A 23,441-nucleotide genomic window follows, 5' to 3' on the forward strand; every position below is an offset into this window, starting at 1 on the left:
CTGATCAATGCCACTCCGTTCTATCCCATAGGCCCGCCCACTGATGCCGCGAAAACTGGTCTGCGCGGTCGACGTCGGGACGAGGAGCGCGCGGGCCGGCATCTTCGACACCGCTGGCGCGCTGCTGGGGCGCGGCGACCACCCGGTCATGCTGTACGAGCCCGCGCCGGGGCGGGCAGAGCACTCCTCGGAAGACATCTGGCGGGCGGTGTGCGCCGCCGTGCGGCAGGCGAGGCAGGCGGCGGATGTCGCGGCGGACGAGATCGCCGGCATAGCCTTCGACGCCACCTGCTCGCTGGTGGTGCGCGGCCGCGACGGTTCGCCCCTGCCGGTCGGCGAGGATCGCGACACCGTCGCCTGGCTCGATCACCGGGCGCTGGCGGAAGCGGCGGAATGCACGGCCAGCGGCCATCCGCTGCTGAAATTCGTCGGCGGTACGATGTCGCCGGAAATGCAGATCCCGAAGGCGATGTGGCTGAAGCGGCATCTGCCTGAAATCTGGGACCGGACCGGCCTGCTGTTCGACCTTGCGGATTTTCTGGCCTGGCGGGCCTGCGGTTCGGCGGCGCGCTCGCTCTGCACCGCGACCTCCAAGTGGACCTTTCTAGCGCACGAGGAGCCCGGCTGGCGGCGGGATTTTCTTGACGGGATCGGCCTGCCGGACCTTGCAGAAAAAGCCGGCCTGCCGGCGCAGCCGTCGCCTGTCGGCGCCGATCTCGGCGCGCTGGGGCGGGAGGCGGCGCAAGAACTCGGCCTGTCGCAAAACTGCCGCGTGGCGGCCGGCATGGTCGACGCCTTCGCCGGGGCGCTCGGCGTGTTCGGCTGGCGTGCTCTGGACCCGGAGGCGGCGGCCGGCCGCGCCGTGCTGGTGGCCGGCACGTCGAGCTGCGTGATGACCATGACCCGCGAGCCGGTGGCGATCGACGGGTTCTGGGGGCCGTATTTCGGGCCGACGCTGCAGGATATCTGGATGACCGAGGGCGGCCAGTCGGCGACCGGCGCGCTGCTCGACCATATCGTCAGGGTGTATGGCGCAGGCGGCGAGCCGATGGTGGGCCGGCATCGCGCCATTGCCGCGAGGATTGCGGAGTTGCGGGCGGTAGAAGGCGAAAATTTTGCGGCGCGGCTGCACGTCCTGCCGGACTTTCATGGCAACCGCTCGCCGCTGGCCGATCCGGCCGCGCTCGGCGTGATTTCGGGCCTGTCGCTGGACGCATCCTTCGACGGGCTTTGCCGGCTCTATTTTCGCGCCTGCGTCGGCATCGCACTGGGCGTGCGCCAGATCGTCGAGACGATGCGCGCGGCGGGTCACGCGGTCGACACGCTGCACGTCACCGGCGGGCACACCAAGAACCCGCTGCTGATGGAGCTTTACGCCGATGCGACCGGATGCCGGCTGGTCGAGCCGGTGCCCGACGAGGGCGTGCTGCTCGGCACCGCGATGGCGGCGGCGACCGGCGCCGGCCTGTTTGCCGGCTTGGAGAAGGCTGCGATGGCGATGCGGCAGCAGGAGCGAGAGCGGTTGCCCGACCTTTCCACGCGCACGGCATATGATCGGGATTATCGGATTTTCCTGGAGTTGCAGCGGCAGCGCAAGGCGATCGGGGAGATGGAATAGTGCCGCATATTCGGGTATGATGAATTCATACTCCGTAGACGTGATCGATGAGAGTTTCAGCAATGACCAACGTCGAGAAGAAAACCATAAGCTTGCCTCCCGAACATGCCGCTTATGTCGACAGCCTGGTGGAATCTGGCGTCTACGGTTCGGCAAGCGAGGTGGTCCGTGCCGGCCTGCGTGCTCTCCAGGAGCGCGATGCGGCAGTAGAGCGATGGCTGCACGAGGAGGTAGCTCCTGTTTACGATGCGATGACAGCCAACCCCGAGCGCGGCTTGCCTGCACAGGCGGTATTCGATGAAATTCGCCGCTTCCATGCCGCTCGATTGAAGCGGCCGGCATGAAGGCACGAGCCGTCATATTCGCGCCTGAAGCCCGGGACGATCTGATGGCCATCTATAAATGGATCGACGATGTCGGAAGCCCAAAGCTCGCGATCCGTTACGTCGAACGGATCGAAGCCTATTGCCTGGGGATGTCCCATGCATCGGAACGGGGACGCCGTCGTGACGACGTCAGGCCGGGGATGAGAGCGGTGGGTTTCGAACGTAGGGCCACGATCGCTTTCAAGGTTGAGGATGATCGCGTCACAATTCTTCGCATTTTCCATGGCGGCAGGAATTGGGAGGCCGAGTTCGCGTAGCCTGGCTCAATCGAACCGGCAGCCTCCCGTATTGCCATTGCCGGGTTTTTGAGACAAAAGGCGCCGGCAGCGTGGAGTCCGGTGGAGTCCGTGCCTAATCCGCGGCTTCCGGCAGCAAAAAATTGCCGACGCGCCGCGATCCGAAAGTAGACGACAATGACCGCGATCGAGGCCGGCGTGCGAGCGCCGGAAAATCCGTGGCGTGGCGAGATCAAGGCGATGCTGGCGCTCGGCTGGCCGATGATCCTCACCAATCTCGGCCAGACGGCCATGAACGCCACCGACGTGATGCTGATGGGCCGGCTCGGACCGCAGGCGCTGGCCGCCGGCGCGCTCGGCTCGAACCTCTATTTCATGCCGCTGATCTTCGGCCTCGGCCTGATGCTGGCGACCTCGCCAATGATCGCCACCGAACTCGGCCGCAAGAAGCATTCGGTGCGCGACGTGCGCCGTACTGTGCGGCAGGGTCTTTGGCTCGCCGTGCTGATCTGCCTGCCGATCTGGGCCTTTCTCTGGAACGCCGAGACCTTGCTGAACTGGATGGGCCAGGAGCCGGCGCTGGCCGCGCAGGCCGGAACCTACGTGCGCTGGCTGCAATGGGCGGTTCTGCCCTTCTACGGCTACATCGTGCTGCGCTCCTTCATCTCGGCGCTGGAGCGCCCCGGCTGGGCGTTGATCATCGTTTTCCTTGCGGTGGCGCTGAACGCGGCACTCGCTTGGTGCCTGATGTTCGGCCATCTCGGCCTGCCCGAAATGGGCGTCGCCGGCGCCGGGCTGGCGACGACACTGGCGAGTTGCTTCATGTTCGCCGGACTGGCGACGGTGGTTTCGGTGGAACGGAAATTCCGGCGCTACAGTCTGTTCGGCCGTTTCTGGCGCCCCGACTGGCCGCGTTTCCAGGCGCTGCTGAAGCTCGGCATGCCGATCGCCGGCATCCTGGCTTTCGAGGTCACTATCTTCAATGCCGCGGCGCTGCTGATGGGGCTGATCGATTCCGCCTCGCTCGCCGCCCATGCCATCGCCATACAGATCGCCTCGATCTCCTTCATGGTGCCGCTGGGCATGAATCAGGCGGTGACGGTGCGCGTCGGGCTGGCCTTCGGCGCGCGCGATCCAGACGGCATCGCGCGGGCCGGCTGGACGGCCTATGCGATCGGCGTCGGTTTCATGGCGCTGACGGCGCTGGCGATGATCACCATGCCGACCGTGCTGATTGCCGGCTTCATCGACATGGGCGCGCCGGAGAACAAGGATGTGATCGCGCTGGCGGTGACGTTCCTGGCCTTCGCGGGCCTGTTCCAGGTCGCCGACGGCGCGCAGGCGGTGGGCGCCGGCATGCTGCGCGGTCTGCACGACACCAAGGTGCCGATGATCTACGCGGCGATCGGCTATTGGGGCGTGGGCCTGCCGCTCGGCGCGCTGCTCGCGTTCCCGCTGGGGCTGAAGGGCAATGGCATCTGGATCGGCCTGTCGGCCGGGCTGATCGTGGTCGCCGTGCTGCTGCTGGCACGCTGGCTGCGGCGCGAGCGGCTGGGTCTGATGGACGAGAGACGGGCGTTCGGGTGAGGTGACGACATTGCGTCAGCGAGTAGGCTGTTCTCAGTTTCTTTGCCCCTCTCTTGGATTTTCTACGACTTAACCTCGCATTTCGCCTTCGCCCTCCGGGCTTCGGCTGCTCGGCTAAGATCGTGAAAATCCATTCTCCCCCGCAAGGGGGGAGATAGGCGCTGCCGCAAACTTGTCGCCAATCTCCAACGTTGATGCCAGCTCTATCTCTCCCCTTGCGGGAGAGAAAGCGATTTCAACACCTTAGCTGGAGCAGGGCGAAGCCCGTCAGCGACAGCTAAGTGTTAGAAATCGCAAGAGAGGGGCGCTGAAAATGAATGGCGGCGACCGAAAAGACGGCAACCCTCCTACTTCCGCAGCGCCGGGCTGAACACCATCAGCGACAGGATCTCGAACAGCACCTGCGCGCCGGCATGGGCGGTGTTGGCGGTGGCGTCGTATTGCGGCGCCACCTCGACCACGTCGCCGCCGACGATGTTCAGGCCCTTCAGGCCGCGCAGCAATTCGAGCACCTCGCGTGTCGTCAGCCCGCCGACCTCCGGCGTGCCGGTGCCCGGCGCGAAGGCCGGGTCGAGACTGTCGATGTCGAAGGAGAGATAGGTCGGCCCGTCGCCGACGATCTTTCTCGCCCTCTCGATGACGGCGGGTATGCCCACGCCGTCGATTTCTTCCGCATGGACGACGGTCATGCCGGATTCGTAGGTGAACTCCCACAGATACTCCGACGGGCCGCGTATGCCGATCTGGATGGTGCGGGTCGGGTCGAGCACGCCGTCGAGCACGGCGTTGCGGAATGGCCCGCCATGGTGGAATTTCGTCTGGTCGAAGCTGCCGCTGGTGTCGCAATGCGCGTCGATGTGGATCAGGCCGACCGGCTGCTCCTTGCCGACCGCCTTGAGGATCGGGTGGGTGATCGAATGGTCGCCGCCGACCGACAGCGGCAGCACGCCGGCAGCAACGATCTGGCCGACGCGCTTTTCGATGTCGTCATGGCTCATCTCCAGCCGGTAGCGGCTGCGGAACGGCACGTCGCCGATGTCGGCGACTCTAAGCTCGCTGACCGGAGCGCAGTCGAGCACGTGGTGGTAGGGTCCGATGCGGTCGATGGCGCGCAGCGCGCGCGGCCCGAAGCGCGAGCCGGAGCGGTTGGTGACGCCGAGATCCATCGGCATGCCGACGATGGCGACCTGCAAATCGCCGAAATCCGGATCGTTGGCGTCGACCGGCAGGTAGGGCGCCGACAGGAACGTCGGTACGCCGGCATAGGGCGCGACCCGGGTGCCGCCTTTGAAGATCTTTTCCGCCACCCGCCGGAATTTCGGGTCGTACATGTCGCCGCCGGGCAGGTCCGCGTATCGGCGGCGCAGCGCTTCCAGTTTCTCGGCGTCGAAACCCATGGACGATCTCCCCTAGTCGATGGCGGCAGGTTCGCCTTGGGCTTGCAAAAGATCAACCGGTTTCGTCGCTTCTGGCGGGCGAGGTCTTGGGCCAGGTGGAGATTCGGTGGTCGGCGGGCTGTAGCCGTGTCGCGAGCGAGCTGCGGCCCCTGGCTCGGCCGAAAGGGGCCTCACGGGGCGGTGGCGCATCCGATAGTTGTGCTATCTGACGCTTGGCCAGCCGTGAGCCGAGTCGGCGGTGGAAAAATGGGAGGACAGTCATGAATGATGCAAAGCCGCTCGACGGCAAGGTTGCAATTGTCACCGGGGCCGCGGGTGGCGTGGGGCGGGCGACCGTCGAGCTTCTGACGCGGCGCGGGGCCTCGGTGGTGGCGGAAGACGTGGACGCCAATGTCGCGCAGCTCGAGGCGCCGAACGTGGCGGCCGTCAGCGGCGACGTGCGCAAGGCCGAGACGGCGCGCAAGGCGGTCGAGACCGCGCTGTCGCGTTTCGGGCGGCTCGATATCCTGGTGAACAACGCCGCCGTCATCATCACCAAGGACATACTGTCGACCGGTGAAGACGAGTGGAACGACCTGATGGCGGTCAACGTCACCGGCGTGTTCCACCACTGCCGTGCGGTGCTGCCGGAAATGATCAGGCAAAAGAGCGGCTCGATCGTCAGCGTCAGCTCGATCTCCGGCCTGGTCGGCCTGCCCTTGCAGGCTGCCTACTGCGCCAGCAAGGGCGCGATCGTGCAACTGACGCGGCAGCTTGCGGTGGACTATGCGGAACATGGCGTGCGGGTGAATTCCGTGGCGCCGGGTTCCATCGACACGCCGTTCCTGACCCGCTACCTGGACAGCCAGCCCGACCCGGTCGCGGCAGAGCGCGCCATCAAGGCCGCGCATCCGATTGGCCGCATCGGCTCGCCGCAGGAGATCGCCGAGGCGATCGCCTCCTCGCCTCCGACGCCTCGTCCTTCGTCACCGGCGCGATCCTGTCGGCAGACGGCGGCTACGTGGCGCGATGATTGCGGGCAGCCGGTCCGGCTGGTCCTGAGGTCACGCAGGCATGGTCTTGACCGTCGAAAGGGCCGGCTGGATGCGGATCAGCCACGGCGCTCCCGGCTCAGGACCATTCTTCGTCAACGCCTCACGCAAACGTCTGCATTCCGTTGCCGTGCCGGCTGCCCGCCCGCGCTTGGCAACGGTGCTGACGGGGCATAAAATATGCCCAGCCCGGGAGACTCCGATGACGTCCAGCTTCAACGTTCGCCAAGCCAGCGGCTACGAGCAGTTGATGGGCCGCTGGAGCAAGAAACTGGCGCCGCAGTTTATCGCCTTCGCAGGTCTCGCCGACGGCGAGCGGGTCATCGATGTCGGATGCGGCACCGGCAGCCTGACATTCGCGCTGCCTCAAGCCGCAAACGTCGCCGAGATCGCTGCGATCGACTTTTCGCCCGTCTTCGTCGAGGAGGCGCAGCGACGCAACCACGACCCACGCATTGGCATCCAGCAGGGGGATGCTTGCGCACTTCCATTCGACGACGACTACTTCGACCGCGCGCTGGCGCTGCTGGTTCTGCATTTCGTGCCGGACACGGCCAAGGCCGTTTCCGAAATGCGCAGGGTGGCGCGGCCGGGCGGCGTGGTCGCAGCGGCAGTTTGGGACCATTTCGGCGGCATGCCGGCCATGCGCATGATGTGGGACACAGTCGCGACGCTGAGCGAAGCGGCGCGCGAACAGCGCAGCCGGTACTTCTTTCAACCCATGATGCGGCCTGGCGAGATGAAGGATTGCTTCATCGGACAGGGGCTGCTCGACGTCGAGGAGACGTCGCTCGCCATCCGCATGGATTTTCAGTCCTTCGAGGATTACTGGGAGCCTATCGCCGCGGGCGAGGGGCCGCTCGGCAAATATGTCACGTCGCTGGGGCCGGCGGAGCGGGCGGAAACGGACGCCGCCGTGCGCGCAGCCTACGAAGGCGGCAAGCCCGACGGCCCGAGGTCGTTCGTGTCCGTAGCCTGGGCGTGCAGGGGCGTCGTCCCGACGGTCTGACCTTCCCCCGAGAGCGGGCGCTGCACGGCAAGTCGCCTGCAGCGCCAAATGAAAGCTGGCGCGTGCCAAGCATTTCAATGCTATAGGCGCTTTCGGGTCTGACCGGCCCGGGAGGTAACAGCGGGGTTTTTGGGCCGATGGCCAGGACCGACATCGCCAGACGCGTCTATAACCATGCCTGGAAGCTGGACCCCATCGTCCGCAGCCTGCTGGATACGGATTTCTACAAACTGCTCATGCTGCAGATGATCTGGGGCATGTATCCGAAGGTGGACGCCACCTTCTCGCTGATCAACCGCACCACCAGCGCCCGGCTGGCGGAGGAGATCGACGAGGGCGCGTTGCGCGAGCAACTCGACCACGCCCGCACGCTTCGCTTCTCCAAGAAGGAGATGATCTGGCTGGCTGGTAACAGCTTTTACGGCCGCAAGCAGATTTTCGAGCCGGAGTTTTTGGCCTGGCTAGAAAATTTCCAGTTGCCCGAATACGAGCTGGAGAAGAAGGACGGCCAGTACGAGCTGCATTTCCACGGGCCGTGGATGTATACGTCCATGTGGGAGATCCCGGCGCTGGCGATCATCAACGAGCTCCGCTCGCGCGCCGCGATGAGCGGTTTCGGGCCGTTCTCGCTCGACGTGCTTTACGCCCGCGCCAAGGCGAAGCTGTGGGACAAGACCGAGCGGCTGCGAAAACTGCCGAACCTGAAGGTCTCCGACTTCGGTACCCGCCGCCGCCACTCCTTCCTGTGGCAGCGCTGGTGTGTCGAGGCGTTGAAGGAAGGCATCGGCGACGCCTTTACCGGCACCAGCAACGTCAAGCTCGCTATGGACACCGATCTGGAGGCGCTGGGCACCAACGCGCACGAACTGCCGATGGTGTTCGCGGCGCTGACCAACAGCGACGAGGAATTGCGGCGGTCGCCTTACCACGTGCTGCGGGACTGGCAGCGCTATTACGGCGGCAATCTGCTGATCGTGCTGCCCGACGCCTTCGGCACGGCCTCCTTCCTGCGCGACGCGCCCGACTGGGTGGCCGACTGGACGGGTTTTCGCCCCGACAGCGCCCCGCCGATCGAGGGCGGCGAAAAGATCCTGGCGTGGTGGCGCTCGAAGGGCGTCGACCCGCGCAACCGGCTGCTGATCTTTTCCGACGGGCTCGACGTGGACGCGATCGAGGAGACCTACAAGCATTTCGACGGCAAGGTGCGCATGGCCTTCGGCTGGGGCACCAACCTGACCAACGATTTCGAGGATTGCGCGCCGGTGGAGACCGACCGGCTGAACGCCATCTCGCTGGTCTGCAAGGTAACGGCGGCCAATGGCCGGCCGGCGGTGAAACTGTCGGACAATCCCGCCAAGGCCACCGGCGACTTGGCCGAGATCGCGCGCTACCTGCGTGTCTTCGGCGACGAGGAGCGGGTGGAGCACGAGGTGAAGGTGTAGGGAGCTTGACGTAGTCCTCGACGCCTGAATTGGAGGCAAGGCAGAAGTCCATAACAACGAGCATGCAGGCTTTTCGTTCTACGTTGCCCCCCTCTGTCCTGCCGGACATCTCCCCCACGAGGGGGGAGATTGGCCCGCCCGCTTTGTCTTCGCCAATCGCAGATGTCTCAAGAGAACCGCCGAGGTCGCAACTGCCAATCTCCCCCCTCGTGGGGGAGATGTCCGGCAGGACAGAGGGGGGCAACGTAGAGCGCGGACGGAGACTTTCCCCGACACACTGGATGGAATTGACCTTCATTTCGTGGCTGGTCTTTCTTTTCACCCCATCGCACGCCCTCGCCCACGCCTCCGACCGCGGCTACGTGCTGCTGCTGCCGACCGGCTACTACCTGTTCGGCGGCGCGGTCGCGGTGGCCGCAAGTTTCTTGGCGCTGTTTTTCGTGCCGCAAAACGCGTCGGAAAGACTAGCGGCATGGCGGTTGCCGCTGTTTTCCGTGCCGGAAGCTCTGCGGTTCTGGACAAGCCTGGCCTCGTTCCTGCTTTTGGGTGCCCTCGTCGCCGCCGGCATTTTCGGCAGCCGCGATCCTCTCTCCAATCCGCTGCCGTTGACGGTGTGGACGCTTCTGTGGATCGGACTGACGATCGTGCAGGGTCTTCTCGGCAATCTCTGGCGCTGGCTGGACCCCTGGTATGCGCCGGTAGAACTAGCCCGCGCAATCATGCCCAACTATCGGCGGCGCGCTCTGCCGCAATGGTTCGGTTACTGGCCGGCGGTGCTGCTGTTCGCCGCCTTCGCCTGGTTCGAACTGATCGACGCCGCGCCGGACGATCCGTACCGGCTGGCATTCGCGGTTGGCGGCTACTGGCTGCTGACATTCGCGGTCATGCTGACGGTCGGCCACGAGCAATGGGCCGCGCGCGGTGAATTTTTGTCAGTGTTCTTTCGCATGATCTCGCGTTTCGGCGTGCTCGACGCCGCATCTGACGACGACCGCTGGCGTATCTCACTCTGCCTGCCCGGCGCGAAACTTTGGCGGGAGCAGCCGCTGCCGCTGTCCGGCACGCTGTTCCTGCTGCTGGCGCTGGCCTCGGTCTCCTTCGACGGGTTTTCCAAGACCTTCATGTGGCTGGGAGCGAACGGCATCAACCCGCTGGAATTTCCCGGTCGCTCCGCCATGCAAGGTATCAACGCCACCGGCCTGGCGCTGATGTTTTTGGCGCTTGCGGCGGTGTTCCTCATTTGCGTCTTTATCGGAGAACGTCTTGCCGGCGAAGGATCGGCGCGGCGGGCGGCGGGACTGCTGGTGTGGTCGATCGTGCCGATCGCGCTGGCGTATCATTTTTCGCATTACCTGACGGCGTTCCTGGTCAACGCGCAATATGCGGCTGTCTCCCTGTCGGACCCGTTCGGGCTGGGATGGAATCTGTTCGGCACCGCCTATATGCCGGTGTCGGCCGGCATCGTCATGGGCTCCGAACAGGCCTTCCTCATCTGGAACGCCCAGGCATTCGCCATCATCGGTGGGCATGTGCTGGCGGTCCTGGTCGCGCATGGGCTGGCCGGGCGGCTGCACGCCGGTTCCAGTCGGGCATCGCTGTCGCAACTGCCGCTGACGCTGCTGATGATCGGCTACACGGTGTTCGGCCTTTGGCTGCTGTCGACGCCGACGGCGGGGTGAGGAGTGGTCCGCGAAGCGGACGAAAAGCCAACGGTGAGCTTGCGAACGCTTTTCGAACGACGAACGGAGAAATGCCGGTTCGCCCATCGGGCGAATTGAAAGGTCCAGTGGACCTTTCGAAGGCATTGAACGCCCGCAGGGCAGGGAGCGATGGCGAAGGGCCGGCGCCGGCAAATGCCTGCCCTTGCGGCACCCCGGGATTGATGATTTAGTTTCCGCATCAACGGGTTTCGGGTGCCGGAAACCACGCTTCGCGCGGGTTCCGGACTGATCGTCAGAGGGGAATCGGCATGACCACAAGCAAGGCTTCCAGCCTCATCGGCACGCGCCTCAACCGCCGCACCGCTCTCAAGGGGCTGGCGGCCTCCGCCGGTCTCGTGGCGGCTCCGGGCTTCGTGCGATATTCGCAGGCGCAGAGCTCGGCGCCCATAAAGATCGGCTTCCAGTCGCATCGCACCGGTATCGGCGCCGCCTACGGCCGCTGGTACGAGAAGACCACCGCCGCGGCGGTCAAGCTGATCAACGATGCCGGCGGCATCAACGGACGGCCGGTCGAGGTGATCATCGAGGACGACGGCACCGATCCCGGCCGTGGCGCCGAGGTCATCGGCAAGTTCGCCACCCAGCACAAGGTCGATGTCGCCTATGGCACGCTGTTTTCGCATGTCGTCATCGGCTCGGCGCCGGCTGCGGGCGAGGCAAAACTGCCCTATTTCGTGGTGAGCGAGGGACACCACGTCGCCTCGACAAAACTTAACCGCTACGTCTTCCAGCCCGGCATCACCGACGTGAAGAGCCAGATCCAGGCGATGGCGCCGTGGATCGCCGGCAATGTCGGCAAGAAGGTCACGCAGATTTTCCCGGACTTCGCCTTCGGCTACGATCACCGCGATTATCTGCCGCCGGCGCTTAAGGCGCAGGGCGCCGACGTGATCGCGCAGATCGCCATTCCGCCGACGGAAAGCTCGTTCACCAAATATTTTCCGCAGATCCCGGCCGACACCGAGGTGCTCTACCATGTCATGGTCGGGCCGGCGGTGCTGACCTTCGTCAAGGAACTCGGCGAGTTCTATGGCTCCAACCGGCCGCAACTGTTCGGCTTCATCGATTCGCTGGAAGCTGTCGACATCAACAGCCCCGGCCTGGAATTCCTGGACGGCAGCCATTTCTGGGAAGGCTCGCCGCGCTATGCGCAGGAAAACGACTCCGAGGCGCAGAAAGCCTATCGCGCCGCCGTCGGCATCGACGAGAACGGCGCGGCGGTAGGCGACCCCAAGGACGTGTCGACGGCCGCCCACATGTTCGGCTGCTGGGAGACGCTCTACGTTATCAAGAAGGCGATGGAGGATTCCGGCTACAAGGGTCCCGAGGACCGCGCCAAGCTGGTCGAGGCGACCGAGGCGCTGACTGCCTTCGCCGAGGGGCCGGAGCACCCGCAGGGCGACAAGGTCTTCAACGGCAAGATCCACCAGGTCTTCGGCCACCAGAACATCTCGAAGGTGGAGGGCGGAAAACTCAAGGTTGTGCACCGCACGACGATCGAGGACGGGCTCTACGAGCCGGAGGGGGATTATACGACGCAGCCGCTGTGACGATGGCCTCTGCGATGTGACCGGTCTGGCTATGGAAGTGCTGACGTGGTATATACGTGGTCAGTACCTTGATTGGAGATAGCCATGGCCAAGGAAGCTGTTTTCACCATGAAGCTGGAGCCCGAACTGCGCGATGCCTTTATGGCGGCGGCAGAAGCTGCCGACCGGCCGGCGTCTCAGATCGTCCGCGAATTCATGCGTGATTTTGTGGAACAGGATCGTGAGTATGTTGAATTCTTGCGCCGTAAGGTCGAGAAGGCGCGTAAGTCCATCGAAGCCGGAAGGGGCCGCCCCGACGAGGAGGTTAGGGCCGATTTCGCGAGACGCCGTGCGGAATGGGAGCGTAGAGCCCGCGAGCGCGATGCGTGAAAGTTACCTGGACCCCTGAAGCGGAGGCGGACCGCCTCGAACTCACCGAGTACATCGCGGTTGACAACCCTAGGGCGGCATCCAGAGTTGATGAGCTTTTCGAAGCTGCCGCAAAACGACTTGCGGAATTTCCCCTATTGGGCCGTGTCGGCATAATTCCCGGCACAAGGGAACTCATCCCTCATAGTAGCTATAGGATGGTCTACGAGGTTCGTGACGATGGAGTCTGGATTACTTCTGTAGCCCACACCGCCCGGCAATGGCCTCCAATCTCCGACGAGTCTGACTGAATGGCCTTCGGTCCCCACCTTCTGCTGGCCACGCTTGAAGGCCTCGTCAATTCGGCGGTGCTGGCGCTGACGGCGCTGGGGCTGTCGCTGGTGTTCGGCGTCATGCGCGTCGTCAATGTCGCGCATGGCGAGTTTTATATGCTGGGCGCGGTGCTGGCCTGGTGGGTAGCCTCGCTGGTGAGCGGCCATCCGGCGCTGGGGTTTCTGGTGGCGCTGGTCGTCAGCCCGCTGATCGTCGGGGCGATCGCGCTCGCCTCCGAACGGCTGGTGTTGCGGCGGCTGGAATACAACCCGGAATCGACCATCGTCGCCACCATCGGCCTGCTCTACATTTTCCAGCAGGCGGCGCTGACCTTTTACGGCCCCGAGGCGCGGCCGGTCGAGGCGCCGTTCAGCTACCGCGTGCTGCTGCCCTGGTTCGGCTATTCCGGCTACAAGCTTGCCGTCATCGCCGCCTCGGCCCTGCTGCTGGCCGGCACATGGTACATGCTGACGCGCACGAAGATCGGGTTGGTGATGCGTGCCACGCAATATGACCGCGAGACCGCCCAGGCCTTCGGCATTCCCGTCACAAAAGTCTATGCTGGCGTGTTCGCACTGGGGGCGATGCTGGCGGCGGTGGCAGCCGTGCTCACGGTGCCGATCAGCCAGGCGCACTATCTGATGGGCCGCGACCCGCTGCTGTTGTCCTTCATCGTCGTCATCATCGGCGGGCTGGGCTCGCTGCGCGGCACGGTGATCGCGGCGCTGCTGGTCGGCTTGTCGGACGGTATCATCTCCGTCTTCTACACGCCGACGCTGGCAAAAATCATCGCGACGCTGCTGGTCGCCATGGTGCTGGTGTTCCGGCCGCAGGGCCTGTTCGGCACGGCGGCCAGATGAGCGGAGAAAGTTCGCCGGCAAAACACTATGGCCTGCACGCTGCGCTGATCGCGCTGCTGGCGGTGCTGGCGTTCCTCCTGCCGGAGTATCATCACGGCGTGTTCGCGCGCGTCATGGTGCTGGCGGTCTTCGCCATGGGCTACAATCTTCTGTTCGGCTATGCCGGCCTGCTCAGCCTCGGCCACGCCATGTTCTTCAGCGCCGGGCTTTATGGCGCGGGGCTCACAATGGTGCATCTCGGCTGGGGTGTTTTGCCGGCCTTCGCCGCAGGGCTCGTTGCCGGCGCGTTGCTGTCGCTGGCCATCGGCTTCCTGGCGCTGAGGACCACCGGTGTCGCCTTCATGATCGTCACCATGATGTTCGCCCAGGTCTTCTATCTGGCGCTATTCTATTTCGGCTCATGGACGCGCGGCGACGAGGGGTTGGTGATTGCGCAAGGCCAGCGGCGGCTGTCCTTTGCCGGCGTCGATCTCGACCTCACCAGCCCGGTCACGCGCTATTTCGCGGCGCTGGCGCTGTTCTCGCTGGTGCTGGTGGTCACGCTGGCGGTTGTGCGCTCTCGTTTCGGCCGCGTGCTGGTGGCAATCCGCGAGAACGAGGAGCGCACGCGAATGCTGGGTTTCGACGCTTTTGCCAACAAGCTGGCGGCGACGGTGCTGTCCGGCGTGATCTGCGCGGCGGCGGGCGCGGCCTACGCCATCCTGTTCGGCTATGTCGGCGCCACCTTCGCGTCGATCCAGTATTCGATCCTGCCGCTGCTCTGGGTGCTGCTCGGCGGTGCAGCGACGACCCTCGGCCCCCTCGTCGGCACGCTGCTGATGTTTTATCTCATCGACAGTTCCGGCGATCTGCTGAAGGCCTGGCTGCCGGGCTGGAACCTGAGTTCGCTCGGCATCGTCGGCGTGGCACTGGTGCTGCTCATCCTGTTCTTCCCGAAAGGCATTCTGGGCACGGTGCGCGAGCGGTGGGTGCGATGGCTGCCGTGACGCCGCTGATCGCCACATCCGGCCTGAAGAAGCACTTCGGCGGGCTGCGTGCCGTCGACGGGGTCGACTTTTCCGTCATGCCGGGTGAGGTGCGCGCCGTCATCGGCCCGAACGGCGCCGGAAAAACCACCTTCGTCAGTCTGATCTGCGGCCGCATCGAGCCTACCGCCGGCACGATTTCTTTCGATGGAAGCGATATCACAAAACTGCCGGCGCACCGGCGCGTGCGCGCCGGCATCGCCTACACCTTCCAGATCACCAGCGTTTTTTCCAACCTGTCTGCCTACGATAACGTCGCGCTGGCGGTGCAGCGCACGCTGACCGACGGGCGGGCGGTCGGCCATCTGCGGGAAGGCGTCATGGCGGCGCTGTCGGCAACCGGCCTCGCAGACCGCTTGCACGAGATCGCCGGGTCGCTGTCATACGGCCACCAGCGGCTGCTCGAAGTGGCGATGGGGCTGGCGCTGAAGCCGCGCCTGCTCATCCTCGACGAGCCGACGCAGGGGCTGTCCGACGGCGAGATCGAGAATTTTGTCGCGCTGGTGAGGGAGGTGGCGCGCGAGGCGACGGTGCTGATCATCGAGCACAACATGCCGGTGGTGATGGCTCTGGCCGACCGCATCACCGTGCTCGATGCCGGAAAAGTGCTGGCCGAGGGCGCGCCCGACGAAATCCGCGCCGATGCGGCCGTGCAGGCCGCCTATCTTGGGGCGGGCGCATGACGACCGCGCTGGAGATTGCCGATCTCGATTGCTTTTACGGCGAGGTGCAGGTGCTGCACGGCCTGTCGTTCGAGCTGCGGCGCGGCGAGGTGCATTGCCTGCTCGGGCGCAACGGCGCCGGCAAGACGACGCTGCTGAAGGCGATCATGGGGCTGGTGCCGGCGCGCTCCGGCAGGATCATGCTCGGCGCGAGGGACCTGACCCGCCTGCCGGCGCATGAAGTGCCGAAGGCCGGCGTCGCCTATGTGCCGCAGGGACGCCGGCTGTTCGCCGAGATGAGCGTCGCCGAAAACATCGAGATCGGGTTGATGGCGCGCGGCAAGGGCGCGGCGACCCGGGAAAACGTGCTCGCGCTTTTCCCGATCTTGCGCGAGCGGCTGAAGCAGCGCTCCGGCACGCTGTCCGGCGGTGAACAGCAGATGCTCGCCATGGCGCGCGCGCTCTGCCTCGGGCCCGACGTGCTGCTCCTCGACGAGCCGACCGAGGGGCTGATGCCGTCGATGATCGCCAAGATCCGCGAGACGGTGGAGCAATTGGGCGAGCGCGGCGTCTCGACGCTGCTGGTCGAGCAGCGGGTCGACGCCGTGCTGCCGGTGGCCGACCGGGTGACCTTCGTGGAAAACGGGCGCGTCCGCGCCACGGTCGGCGTCGACGAAGTGCGCGCCGATCCGGATGTGGTGAAGCGGTATGTGGGGGTGGGGTGAACTACCGGGGACAGTTTACTTTTCCGCGGAAAAGCGGAGCCGTTTCGAGGCTGGCACGGGCGGAAAAGTAAACTGTCCCCTGGCGCTTACCCTCCGAAAAACACCCAACCCGCCAGCAAGAAAGTCGGGATCAGCACCGCGCCGGACCACAGCATGTAGCCGAAGAAGCTCGGCATGTTGACGCCGCGGTGTTTGGCGATGGCGTAGACCATGAAGTTGGGGGCGTTGCCGATATAGGTGTTGGCGCCCATGAACACCGCGCCGGCCGAGATGGCGGCGAGCGTCGTGGCGAGTTCGGTCATCAGGTGCTGCGGATCGCCTCCGGCGAGTTCGAAGAAGACAAGATAGGTGGGCGCATTGTCTAGGAAGGAGGACAGCGCGCCGGTCAGCCAGAAATAGGCGAGCTCGTTCGGTGCGCCGGCCTCGTCGGTGACCAGCGCGACCAGCGGTGCCAGCGCGCCTTCGGACCCGGCGCGCAGGATGGCGATGACCGGCACGATGCAGACAAAAATGCCGGCGAAGAGTTTCGCCACCTCGACGATCGGCCCCCAGGTGAAACCGTTCGCCTCGCGCAATTGCCGGCGGGTGATCTTCAGCGAGAGCAGCGCAAGCACCAGGATAATGCCATCGCGGGCAAGATTCTGCCATTCGAGCGGCACGCCGGCGACGGTGAAGGCGACACCCGGTTTCCATGCCGCCGAAAGCAGGATTGCGCCGATGACGCCGGCCAGCAGCGGCAGGTTGACGAGGCCGCGCACCCTCACCGCGCTATCCGGCGTCGGATCCTTGATCTTCGGCATGCCGGCTTCCCGGACGTGGAGCCAGGAATCGAGCACCAGGAAGACCGCCAGCACGACGCCGCCGACGAACAGCGTCTCCATCCAGAGATTCGCGGTCGTCCAGAAAAAATCGACGCCGCGCAAAAAACCGACGAACAGCGGCGGGTCGCCGAGCGGCGTCAGCGCGCCGCCGATGTTGGACACCAGGAAGATGAAGAACACGATGACATGCGCATTGAACGGGCGGTTGTCGTTGGCGCGGATGATCGGCCGGATCATGATCATCGAGGCGCCGGTCGTGCCGACGACCGACGCCAGCAGCGCGCCGATGACCAGCAGGCCGGCATTGGTGAGCGGCGTGCCATGGATGTTGCCGGCGACCAGTATGCCGCCGGCGATGGTGAACAGCGCGAACAGGAGGATGATGAAGGAGAGGTATTCGAGCAGCAGCGTATGCAGCAGCGCTTCGGCCGAAACATGCCAGCCTTGCGTGGCGATCATCGGCAGCACCACCAGCGCCGCCCAACCGGCGGTGATCTTGCCGTAATGGTGCTCCCACAGATGCGGGTAGAGCAGCGGGCCGGTGGCGATGGACAGAAGAAGGCCGACGAAGGGCAGTGCCCATAGCAGGGACATCGACACGCCCGGCAGGCCTTCCGCGGCCAAGGCAGCGGTGGGGGTGAGGAGGGCGACGGTCAGTCCGGCGCGCAGCAAGGATCGCATGAGGTTCCCATCGTCTTTTGGCCGGCGGCCGGCCGGCGATTTGCGTGCCACGGGTTTTGCCGGGCAACGCCGATCAGCCGATAGCTTTATGGAGGCGAGGGGGCAACCGATTGGGGAGGCGGGAAGCGAATTATACTGCGGACAGGTGATTTTCACCGTTGGCGCCGCTCCTCACTGTCCTGCCGGACATCTCCCCGCAAACGGGGAGCGAGACGCCTGCCGCAGCCTCGCCGCCCGTCCTGCAACGTTCGCGATGGGCGAAACCGGCGATGACAGCGTCCTTCTCCCCGTTCACGGGGAGAAGATGCCGGCAGGCAGATGAGGGGCGGCGCCAACGCTCAAGGGAGTGGTCATATCCACGATCCGACAATCGTCCCTATGGATTGCAGGTCCGGTTCTTGGCATCCAACAGGTCGGCCACGAGGCCGACCTCAAGACGCTCGCGCTGCCCCTTAATTCGTCTTCAGCCGTCCGGTCTTGTTCTCGGCGATCCAGCGGGCGGCGAGCACCAGCGCGCCCATGCTGAATTCCTTGCCGTGCCTGGCCACCATCTCCTCCGAGATTTTGGCGAGCTGTTCGAAGAAGGCGTCCTTGCTCTGTTCCTCGGGGCTGAGATCGGTCTGCATGACATTCTCCTGTTTCATGGGCCATCTATTTGAACATCTGGTCGGGAAAGGTGACGATCGCCGCCATCCCGTCGGCGCAGCCGATCGCCAGATGCCGTCCGTCCGCCGACCAGCCGAGCCCGGTCACCGCTCCGCCCAGCGGCCGCACGACAAGCTCGTCGCGTGACCCGGTCCTGGCGACGACGATCCGCCCGTTGGCGGAACCGGCGGCGACCAGCGGTTTTGCCGGATGCGCGGCCACGACCTCGATGGCAACGAGTCCGGCATGTCCTGTCTCCAGTGCGCCGCCGGCTTTTCTGTCGAGCGGCAGCGCGGCGGTCGACCAGCCGGCGATGCGGAATGCGCCGGACGCGAACAGGGCGCCGGCCGGCTCGCTCCAGCACAGTGTGCGCACCGGGGCCGGAAATCCCGGAACGATGTCGATCCGGCCATCGGCCATACCGACGAGCGCCAGACCGCCCGTTTCCAGCCCGCAGGCCAGCCATGCGCCGTCGCCGCTCCAGCCGATCGTAATCGGGCGCGCCGGGAGGGGGATCTCGCGGGACGTGCCGCTGCCCTGGGTAGGGCGAAGAGACAGGCTGTCGCCGAACCCCAGCGCCAGCCGCCGTCCGTCCGGCGAAAGCGCCAGCCCCGACAGCGGTTTTTCGAGGTCCAGGCTGCGTGTGTCGGACGCCCCGCGCCACAGGACAACGCACTGATCGCCGCCGGCGGCGATGACACCGGCATGCGCCGCGCGGTCGAGCGCGACGACCGGGTTGCCGGTCTTGATCAGCGGTTCGCCGACGTCGCCGGCGGTGCTGACCGGCAGAACGTCGCCGCCGGTCGTCCCGGCCAGAAAACCGGCGCGCGGCTGGATGGCGAGCGGCACAGTGTTGTCGCCGAACGCAGCGGTGACGATCAGCGGCACCGGCGGTTTTTCGCGCGGGCGAATTGTCGTCTGGCCGAGGTCGCCGCTCACGCGGATGCGCGATTCCGGCGGCTCGCGATCCTCGGCGGCGGCGATCGCCACCGTGCCGTCGGCCCAGGCGAAGGCGACCGCAAGACCATCACCGCTGAAGCGGAGGCCGGCCACCGGCGCCTGGCATTGCCAGTTGCGGGCCAGCAGATCGAATAGGGTCAGGTTGCGCATCGACTGCTGGTTCATGGGTGTTCCTCCTCAGGCGCCGCCGGCAGCGGCAAGGTCTCGGTCGACCGCCTCGACCTCTCTCTCGGCGGCTTCGATGCGTTGTTCGCACTCGGCGCGCAGCGCCATCGCCGGCTCGGCCGCCTGTTCCGCCTCATGCAAGTCCCGCACCAGTTGCTCGCTGGCGCCCGTCCTGCCGATTTCGAGTTCGATGCGCAGCACACCCATCTCGATGCCGGCGAGAACCTGGTTGTGCTTTTGCATTTCGGCCGTCAGGCCGGAGAGGGTGGCGACGAGGGCCAGCCGCCGGGCTAGGAGCGTGTCGCGGGCGACGGTTTGATCTGTCATCGCACTCTCCCTCGCTTGCCGGCTGGCGGTCCGACGGGACCTTCGAAAGCTGTCAGCAGCGGCGGCAGCCCGCCGGCCTGTAACCGGAACTGCTTTTCGGCGGTGTCGATGTGGCTCTTCAACTGATCCCAGATATCGACTCGGATCATCGGGTCGCCGGTGAGGCGCTCGATCTCCTCGATGCGGAACTGGTGCGACAGAGAAACGCCGGAAAACACGAAGTCGCGCAGCAGGATCGCGTGGCTCTCGATGAACAGGTGGATCATCGGATGCGTCTCGCTGGTGACGCCGGCCGCCTCCAGTTCGGCCTGGATGAAGGTTTGGAAATGGCTTTGCAGCCGTTGCTGGCTCTCGCCCATGAAGCGCATGACGAAGACCAGGTCGCGCGGCATCAGCCGCACGAGATCCTCGCCGACGTCGTCGGCCTGGATGGACAAAGGCCTGGGCGGTTCGTCGCTCTTTCGCTTGTTCGGCATGGTCGCTTTCCGTATCCCGCCCGCATGAGGCTCCGCCTTAAATAGTCCGAAAGAGCGGCAATTGAATAGAGAGTATCGATCTATCTATATTGCGTTTGCGAAGTAATATGTTCGCATGTGCGAGAAAGCTATAAATATTACAGACGTAAGTTACACCTGTAAAAGAACGTTACACCCGACTGTACGCTAGCGTCCGCTAGGCCGGTCTTGCGGGCCGCCTTTACCGGATGGCGGCGTATTTATCGGACTGGCACGGCCCTTGCATCGTTTGTCGGCACAAGAAGCCCATCGCGCCAGGCGCGGTGCCAGAAGAACGAAGGAACGGAGGAAGCAGGGAGCGCCCGCTTCGGTACGCCCGACGCATATGCGGACGGCGTGCCGCGGACATCTGCGAACAATCTCCAGAACCTTTGCCGTGATCCACTTGAATGGCCGGACGACGGGTCGCGCCTGGAAGCGCGCGCCTTTTGCCGTGCCGCTCGCTTTTTCACTGGCGGCGCCGGGCGCCGCCTCATGCCGGGACCGATGGGTCCCCGGTCAAACCTGGTGGAGGCTTATGACGATGACGTCTTTGACGCTCAACAAGATCACCTCGCAGCGCGGCATCTCCGTGGGCGAGGCGACCAAGAAGATTTCCGACCTCGGTTGGAACCCGACCTATGTCCAGGAAGCGATGACGTTTCCGACGGACTACAAGATCAACAAGGCGCCGCGCGACCCGATGAAGCAGGTGCTGCGGTCCTACTTCCCCATGCAGGAGGAGAAGGATAACCGCGTCTACGGCGCGCTCGACGCCGCGCTACGCGGCGACATGTTCCGCAATGTCGAGCCGCGCTGGGTGGAATGGATGAAGCTGTTCCTGGCGATCATACCCTTCCCGGAAATCTCCGCCGCCCGCTCGATGGCGATGGTCGCTCGGCTTGCCCCCGGCGAGGACCTGCGCACCGGCTTCACCATGCAGATGGTCGACGAGTTCCGCCATTCCACGATCCAGATGAATCTGAAGAAGTGGTACATGGAGAACTACATCGATCCGGCCGGCTTCGACATCACCGAGGAAGCCTTCGGCAAATGCTACGCCACCACCATCGGCCGCCAGTTCGGCGAAGGTTTTATTACCGGCGACACGATGACCGCCGCTTGCATGTACCTGACGGTCGTGGCCGAGACCGCCTTCACCAACACGCTGTTCGTCGCCATGCCGTCGGAAGCCGCCCGCAACGGCGACTACGCGCTGCCGACCGTGTTCCTGTCGGTGCAGTCGGATGAGAGCCGCCACATCGGCAACGGTCACTCGCTGCTGATGGCGGCGCTGAAGGAGCCGGAAAACCACCTGCTGCTGGAGCGCGACCTGCGCTACGCCTTCTGGCAGAACCACGCCATCGTCGACGCGGCGATCGGCACCTTCATCGAATACGGCACCACCAACCGCGACAAGAACAAGGAATCCTACGCGGAAATGTGGCACCGCTGGATCTACGAGGACTACTATCGCACCTACATGCTGCCGCTGGAGAAATACGGCATCAAGGTCCATCACGACGACGTTCAGGCGGCGTGGGAACGCATCACCAAGAAGAACTACGTCCACAAGGTCGGCCAGTTCTTCGCGGTCGGCTGGCCGGTCAACTTCTGGCGCATCGAGGCGCAGACCGACAAGGACTTCGAGTGGTTCGAGCACAAGTATCCGGGTTGGTACGCCGAGTTCGGCGAATTCTGGAAATGGTACGCAAAGCTTAGCCACAAGGGCGAGAAGGTGCTGCTGTTCAACAGCGACGTCGGCTACGTCTACCCGCACCGCTGCTGGTCGTGCCTGGTGCCTTGCCTGATCCGCGAGGACATGGTGGTCGGCGAGATCGACGGGCAGCTCTACACCTTCGCCCACGAACTCGACCGCTGGACCGTGATGGAAGCCTTCGCCGACGAGTACCAGGGCCGTCCGACGCCCGCCATGGGCCGCTTCAGCGGCAAGCGCGAGTGGGAGACGCTCTATGACGGCTGGGATCTGGCCGACGCCATCGTCGACCTGAATTTCGTGCGCAACGACGGCAAGACGCTGGTGCCGCAGCCGCACCTGCGCTTCGACGACAAGGAGATGTGGACGCTGGACGACGTGCGCGGCAACACGCTAGGCTCGCCGCTCAACGCGCTGCGCGCCATGACGCCGGCCGATCGCGAGAAGCACCTGGCGGAGTACCGCGCCGGCTTCACGATCAACCCCTGCAACTAGACCCCTCGCCGGGCGCGGAGGCTTCAAAAGCCCCCGCGCCCATGATCCGGGCCGAGCCCTTGCTTCCCGCGTGGAAGCAAGCCGGCGAAGCATTGGGAGGTTTCTGCAAGATGAGCGACGCTCACAAAGTTCGCCTGGAGCCGGTCGGCGTGGAGTTCGAGGTGGCGCATGGCGAGACCGTGCTGAACGCCGCGTTCCGGCAGGGGATCGCGCTGCCGCATGGCTGCAAGGAAGGGCAATGCTCGGCCTGCAAATGCGTGCTGCTCGACGGCGAGGTCGACATGCTCAAATACTCGACCTTCGCCCTCAACGACATGGAGAAGGACAGCGGCCACATCCTTCTGTGCCGCTCGATCGCCTATTCCGACATGGAGGTCGAGCTCCTCAACTACGACGAGGAGGTTTTGGCGAAATCGATCGCGGTGAAGACTTTTTCGGGCCGCATCGCAGCGATTGACAGGCTGACGCACGACATTCGCGGCATCCAAATCGACCTAAACTCCCCGATCAAATTCTGGGCCGGCCAATATGTCGACATCACGGTCACCACGGAAAAAGGGGAGACGATTACGCGCTCGTTCTCCATGGCAAATACGCCGGACCAAACCCAAAGCCTTTCCTTCATCATCAAGAAGTACCCCGAAGGAAAGTTCTCCGGCGAGCTCGACTCCGGAGGCATCCGGGTCGGAGCCGAGGTCACCGTCGTCGGACCCTATGGAACCTGTTTCCGTCGTGAGGACCGGCAGGGACCCCTCGTCCTCGTAGGGGCGGGGTCGGGCATGTCGCCGATCTGGTCGATCCTCAACGACCACCTGAAAAGCGGCGAGCAGCGGCCGGTGTATTTCTTCTACGGCGCCCGCACGCCGACCGACCTCTTCTACCTCGACCGCATCGCCGAGCTTACCGGCCGGTACGAGGACGTGACGTTCATCCCGGTGCTCTCGCACGTCAATGGCGAGGCCTGGGACGGCGAGCGCGGCTTCGTGCACGAGCGCGTCGACGCAAAACTCAAGCAGCTCGCCATCGACGGGGAAGGCGACGTCTACGCCTGCGGTCCGCCGCCGATGATCGACGCGCTGCAGCCGGTTCTGTTCATGAACGGCTTCGAGACCGAACGCATCTTCTTCGACAAGTTCACGACATCGTCCGGCGGCGGGACGCCGGGCCATTGACGCCCGCGCCGCGGGAAATTTTCGCCAGCAACTG

At 64.9% G+C, this 23,441-nt stretch carries 23 protein-coding genes; 17 read left to right on the forward strand and 6 right to left on the reverse strand.

Annotated elements, in window-relative coordinates:
* Nucleotides 1–43 precede the first annotated feature (43 nt).
* The 4 genes from RB623_RS17425 to RB623_RS17440 all read left to right on the forward strand — a co-directional run bounded on the left by RB623_RS17425 (nt 44) and on the right by RB623_RS17440 (nt 3,827).
* Nucleotides 44–1,618, forward strand: coding sequence for an FGGY-family carbohydrate kinase (locus tag RB623_RS17425; RefSeq protein ID WP_308058172.1), 1,575 nt, complete (start codon nt 44–46; stop codon nt 1,616–1,618).
* 62 nt (nt 1,619–1,680) lie between these two features.
* Nucleotides 1,681–1,962 (forward strand): type II toxin-antitoxin system ParD family antitoxin, encoded by a 282-nt coding sequence (locus tag RB623_RS17430; protein WP_308058173.1) that lies wholly within the window; start codon nt 1,681–1,683, stop codon nt 1,960–1,962.
* Nucleotides 1,959–2,261, forward strand: coding sequence for a type II toxin-antitoxin system RelE/ParE family toxin (locus RB623_RS17435; RefSeq protein ID WP_308058174.1), 303 nt, complete (start codon nt 1,959–1,961; stop codon nt 2,259–2,261). Before RB623_RS17430 ends, RB623_RS17435 begins: the two co-directional genes overlap by 4 nt.
* A 156-nt stretch (nt 2,262–2,417) precedes the next feature.
* Nucleotides 2,418–3,827 carry an MATE family efflux transporter gene (locus RB623_RS17440; protein WP_308058175.1) on the forward strand — a complete coding sequence of 470 codons (1,410 nt, stop codon included), beginning with the start codon at nt 2,418–2,420 and terminating at the stop codon, nt 3,825–3,827.
* 347 nt (nt 3,828–4,174) lie between these two features.
* Here the strand turns inward: RB623_RS17440 and speB are convergent, their stop codons facing one another.
* Complete coding sequence (gene speB / locus RB623_RS17445) at nt 4,175–5,224, reverse strand: agmatinase (protein WP_308058176.1); 1,050 nt, start codon at nt 5,222–5,224, stop codon at nt 4,175–4,177.
* Between the two features lie 260 nt (nt 5,225–5,484).
* On the opposite strand from speB, the gene RB623_RS17450 reads away from it, so the two are divergent.
* The 11 genes from RB623_RS17450 to RB623_RS17500 all read left to right on the forward strand — a co-directional run bounded on the left by RB623_RS17450 (nt 5,485) and on the right by RB623_RS17500 (nt 15,930).
* On the forward strand, nt 5,485–6,432 hold the full coding sequence (locus RB623_RS17450) for an SDR family NAD(P)-dependent oxidoreductase (RefSeq protein WP_308058177.1): 948 nt from the start codon (nt 5,485–5,487) through the stop codon (nt 6,430–6,432).
* A gap of 25 nt (nt 6,433–6,457) precedes the next feature.
* Complete coding sequence (locus tag RB623_RS17455; protein WP_308058178.1) at nt 6,458–7,264, forward strand: class I SAM-dependent methyltransferase; 807 nt, start codon at nt 6,458–6,460, stop codon at nt 7,262–7,264.
* A 137-nt stretch (nt 7,265–7,401) separates the two neighbouring features.
* Nucleotides 7,402–8,706 carry a nicotinate phosphoribosyltransferase gene (pncB, locus tag RB623_RS17460; RefSeq protein WP_308058179.1) on the forward strand — a complete coding sequence of 435 codons (1,305 nt, stop codon included), beginning with the start codon at nt 7,402–7,404 and terminating at the stop codon, nt 8,704–8,706.
* Between the two features lie 281 nt (nt 8,707–8,987).
* Nucleotides 8,988–10,385, forward strand: a complete 1,398-nt coding sequence (locus RB623_RS17465; RefSeq protein WP_308058180.1) for a hypothetical protein — start codon at nt 8,988–8,990, stop codon at nt 10,383–10,385.
* A 290-nt stretch (nt 10,386–10,675) separates the two neighbouring features.
* Nucleotides 10,676–11,977: an ABC transporter substrate-binding protein gene (locus RB623_RS17470; protein ID WP_308058181.1), complete on the forward strand. Its 1,302-nt coding sequence runs from the start codon at nt 10,676–10,678 to the stop codon at nt 11,975–11,977.
* 84 nt (nt 11,978–12,061) lie between these two features.
* On the forward strand, nt 12,062–12,346 hold the full coding sequence (locus RB623_RS17475; protein ID WP_308058182.1) for an antitoxin of toxin-antitoxin stability system: 285 nt from the start codon (nt 12,062–12,064) through the stop codon (nt 12,344–12,346).
* Complete coding sequence (locus RB623_RS17480) at nt 12,343–12,636, forward strand: type II toxin-antitoxin system RelE/ParE family toxin (protein WP_308058183.1); 294 nt, start codon at nt 12,343–12,345, stop codon at nt 12,634–12,636. Before RB623_RS17475 ends, RB623_RS17480 begins: the two co-directional genes overlap by 4 nt.
* On the forward strand, nt 12,637–13,518 hold the full coding sequence (locus tag RB623_RS17485) for a branched-chain amino acid ABC transporter permease (protein ID WP_308058184.1): 882 nt from the start codon (nt 12,637–12,639) through the stop codon (nt 13,516–13,518). It abuts the gene before it with no gap.
* Nucleotides 13,515–14,504, forward strand: coding sequence for a branched-chain amino acid ABC transporter permease (locus RB623_RS17490; protein WP_308058185.1), 990 nt, complete (start codon nt 13,515–13,517; stop codon nt 14,502–14,504). The genes RB623_RS17485 and RB623_RS17490 overlap by 4 nt, the downstream gene beginning before the upstream one ends.
* Complete coding sequence (locus RB623_RS17495) at nt 14,501–15,226, forward strand: ABC transporter ATP-binding protein (RefSeq protein WP_308058235.1); 726 nt, start codon at nt 14,501–14,503, stop codon at nt 15,224–15,226. Before RB623_RS17490 ends, RB623_RS17495 begins: the two co-directional genes overlap by 4 nt.
* Nucleotides 15,223–15,930: an ABC transporter ATP-binding protein gene (locus tag RB623_RS17500; protein ID WP_308058186.1), complete on the forward strand. Its 708-nt coding sequence runs from the start codon at nt 15,223–15,225 to the stop codon at nt 15,928–15,930. Before RB623_RS17495 ends, RB623_RS17500 begins: the two co-directional genes overlap by 4 nt.
* An 86-nt stretch (nt 15,931–16,016) precedes the next feature.
* Here RB623_RS17500 and RB623_RS17505 read toward each other — a convergent pair whose 3' ends face one another.
* From RB623_RS17505 to RB623_RS17525, 5 genes are all read right to left on the reverse strand, one after another.
* Nucleotides 16,017–17,432, reverse strand: coding sequence for a sodium:proton antiporter (locus tag RB623_RS17505; protein WP_308058187.1), 1,416 nt, complete (start codon nt 17,430–17,432; stop codon nt 16,017–16,019).
* A 452-nt stretch (nt 17,433–17,884) separates the two neighbouring features.
* Complete coding sequence (locus RB623_RS17510; protein ID WP_308058188.1) at nt 17,885–18,058, reverse strand: hypothetical protein; 174 nt, start codon at nt 18,056–18,058, stop codon at nt 17,885–17,887.
* 25 nt (nt 18,059–18,083) lie between these two features.
* Entirely contained in the window at nt 18,084–19,202 is a 1,119-nt protein-coding gene (locus RB623_RS17515; RefSeq protein WP_308058189.1) for a WD40 repeat domain-containing protein, read from the reverse strand.
* A 12-nt stretch (nt 19,203–19,214) separates the two neighbouring features.
* The gene (locus tag RB623_RS17520) at nt 19,215–19,529 is read right to left on the reverse strand and encodes a hypothetical protein (RefSeq protein ID WP_308058190.1); all 315 of its coding nucleotides are present in this window, start codon (nt 19,527–19,529) and stop codon (nt 19,215–19,217) included.
* Nucleotides 19,526–20,005 carry a hypothetical protein gene (locus tag RB623_RS17525; RefSeq protein WP_308058191.1) on the reverse strand — a complete coding sequence of 160 codons (480 nt, stop codon included), beginning with the start codon at nt 20,003–20,005 and terminating at the stop codon, nt 19,526–19,528. Before RB623_RS17525 ends, RB623_RS17520 begins: the two co-directional genes overlap by 4 nt.
* Before the next feature lie 556 nt (nt 20,006–20,561).
* On the opposite strand from RB623_RS17525, the gene RB623_RS17530 reads away from it, so the two are divergent.
* Nucleotides 20,562–22,235 (forward strand): aromatic/alkene/methane monooxygenase hydroxylase/oxygenase subunit alpha, encoded by a 1,674-nt coding sequence (locus RB623_RS17530; protein WP_374121692.1) that lies wholly within the window; start codon nt 20,562–20,564, stop codon nt 22,233–22,235.
* Nucleotides 22,236–22,345: 110 nt separating this feature from the next.
* Complete coding sequence (locus RB623_RS17535) at nt 22,346–23,407, forward strand: 2Fe-2S iron-sulfur cluster binding domain-containing protein (protein ID WP_308058193.1); 1,062 nt, start codon at nt 22,346–22,348, stop codon at nt 23,405–23,407.
* Nucleotides 23,408–23,441: the final 34 nt, after the last annotated feature.

The sequence above is a fragment of the Mesorhizobium sp. LHD-90 genome (genome assembly GCF_030929505.1).
In the GTDB taxonomy this organism is placed as follows: domain Bacteria; phylum Pseudomonadota; class Alphaproteobacteria; order Rhizobiales; family Rhizobiaceae; genus Kumtagia.

What these genes read in the sequence shown, in the direction of transcription:
- RB623_RS17535 (WP_308058193.1), top strand. Translation starts at nt 22,346, where the DNA reads ATGAGCGACGCTCACAAAGTTCGCCTGGAGCCGGTCGGCGTGGAGTTC.
- pncB (WP_308058179.1), top strand. Translation starts at nt 7,402, where the DNA reads ATGGCCAGGACCGACATCGCCAGACGCGTCTATAACCATGCCTGGAAG.
- RB623_RS17515 (WP_308058189.1), bottom strand. Translation starts at nt 19,202, where the DNA reads ATGAACCAGCAGTCGATGCGCAACCTGACCCTATTCGATCTGCTGGCC.
- RB623_RS17455 (WP_308058178.1), top strand. Translation starts at nt 6,458, where the DNA reads ATGACGTCCAGCTTCAACGTTCGCCAAGCCAGCGGCTACGAGCAGTTG.
- RB623_RS17465 (WP_308058180.1), top strand. Translation starts at nt 8,988, where the DNA reads ATGGAATTGACCTTCATTTCGTGGCTGGTCTTTCTTTTCACCCCATCG.
- speB (WP_308058176.1), bottom strand. Translation starts at nt 5,224, where the DNA reads ATGGGTTTCGACGCCGAGAAACTGGAAGCGCTGCGCCGCCGATACGCG.
- RB623_RS17425 (WP_308058172.1), top strand. Translation starts at nt 44, where the DNA reads ATGCCGCGAAAACTGGTCTGCGCGGTCGACGTCGGGACGAGGAGCGCG.
- RB623_RS17475 (WP_308058182.1), top strand. Translation starts at nt 12,062, where the DNA reads ATGGCCAAGGAAGCTGTTTTCACCATGAAGCTGGAGCCCGAACTGCGC.
- RB623_RS17500 (WP_308058186.1), top strand. Translation starts at nt 15,223, where the DNA reads ATGACGACCGCGCTGGAGATTGCCGATCTCGATTGCTTTTACGGCGAG.
- RB623_RS17530 (WP_374121692.1), top strand. Translation starts at nt 20,562, where the DNA reads ATGACGATGACGTCTTTGACGCTCAACAAGATCACCTCGCAGCGCGGC.
- RB623_RS17520 (WP_308058190.1), bottom strand. Translation starts at nt 19,529, where the DNA reads ATGACAGATCAAACCGTCGCCCGCGACACGCTCCTAGCCCGGCGGCTG.
- RB623_RS17430 (WP_308058173.1), top strand. Translation starts at nt 1,681, where the DNA reads ATGACCAACGTCGAGAAGAAAACCATAAGCTTGCCTCCCGAACATGCC.
- RB623_RS17525 (WP_308058191.1), bottom strand. Translation starts at nt 20,005, where the DNA reads ATGCCGAACAAGCGAAAGAGCGACGAACCGCCCAGGCCTTTGTCCATC.
- RB623_RS17490 (WP_308058185.1), top strand. Translation starts at nt 13,515, where the DNA reads ATGAGCGGAGAAAGTTCGCCGGCAAAACACTATGGCCTGCACGCTGCG.
- RB623_RS17505 (WP_308058187.1), bottom strand. Translation starts at nt 17,432, where the DNA reads ATGCGATCCTTGCTGCGCGCCGGACTGACCGTCGCCCTCCTCACCCCC.
- RB623_RS17510 (WP_308058188.1), bottom strand. Translation starts at nt 18,058, where the DNA reads ATGCAGACCGATCTCAGCCCCGAGGAACAGAGCAAGGACGCCTTCTTC.
- RB623_RS17440 (WP_308058175.1), top strand. Translation starts at nt 2,418, where the DNA reads ATGACCGCGATCGAGGCCGGCGTGCGAGCGCCGGAAAATCCGTGGCGT.
- RB623_RS17435 (WP_308058174.1), top strand. Translation starts at nt 1,959, where the DNA reads ATGAAGGCACGAGCCGTCATATTCGCGCCTGAAGCCCGGGACGATCTG.
- RB623_RS17485 (WP_308058184.1), top strand. Translation starts at nt 12,637, where the DNA reads ATGGCCTTCGGTCCCCACCTTCTGCTGGCCACGCTTGAAGGCCTCGTC.
- RB623_RS17470 (WP_308058181.1), top strand. Translation starts at nt 10,676, where the DNA reads ATGACCACAAGCAAGGCTTCCAGCCTCATCGGCACGCGCCTCAACCGC.
- RB623_RS17450 (WP_308058177.1), top strand. Translation starts at nt 5,485, where the DNA reads ATGAATGATGCAAAGCCGCTCGACGGCAAGGTTGCAATTGTCACCGGG.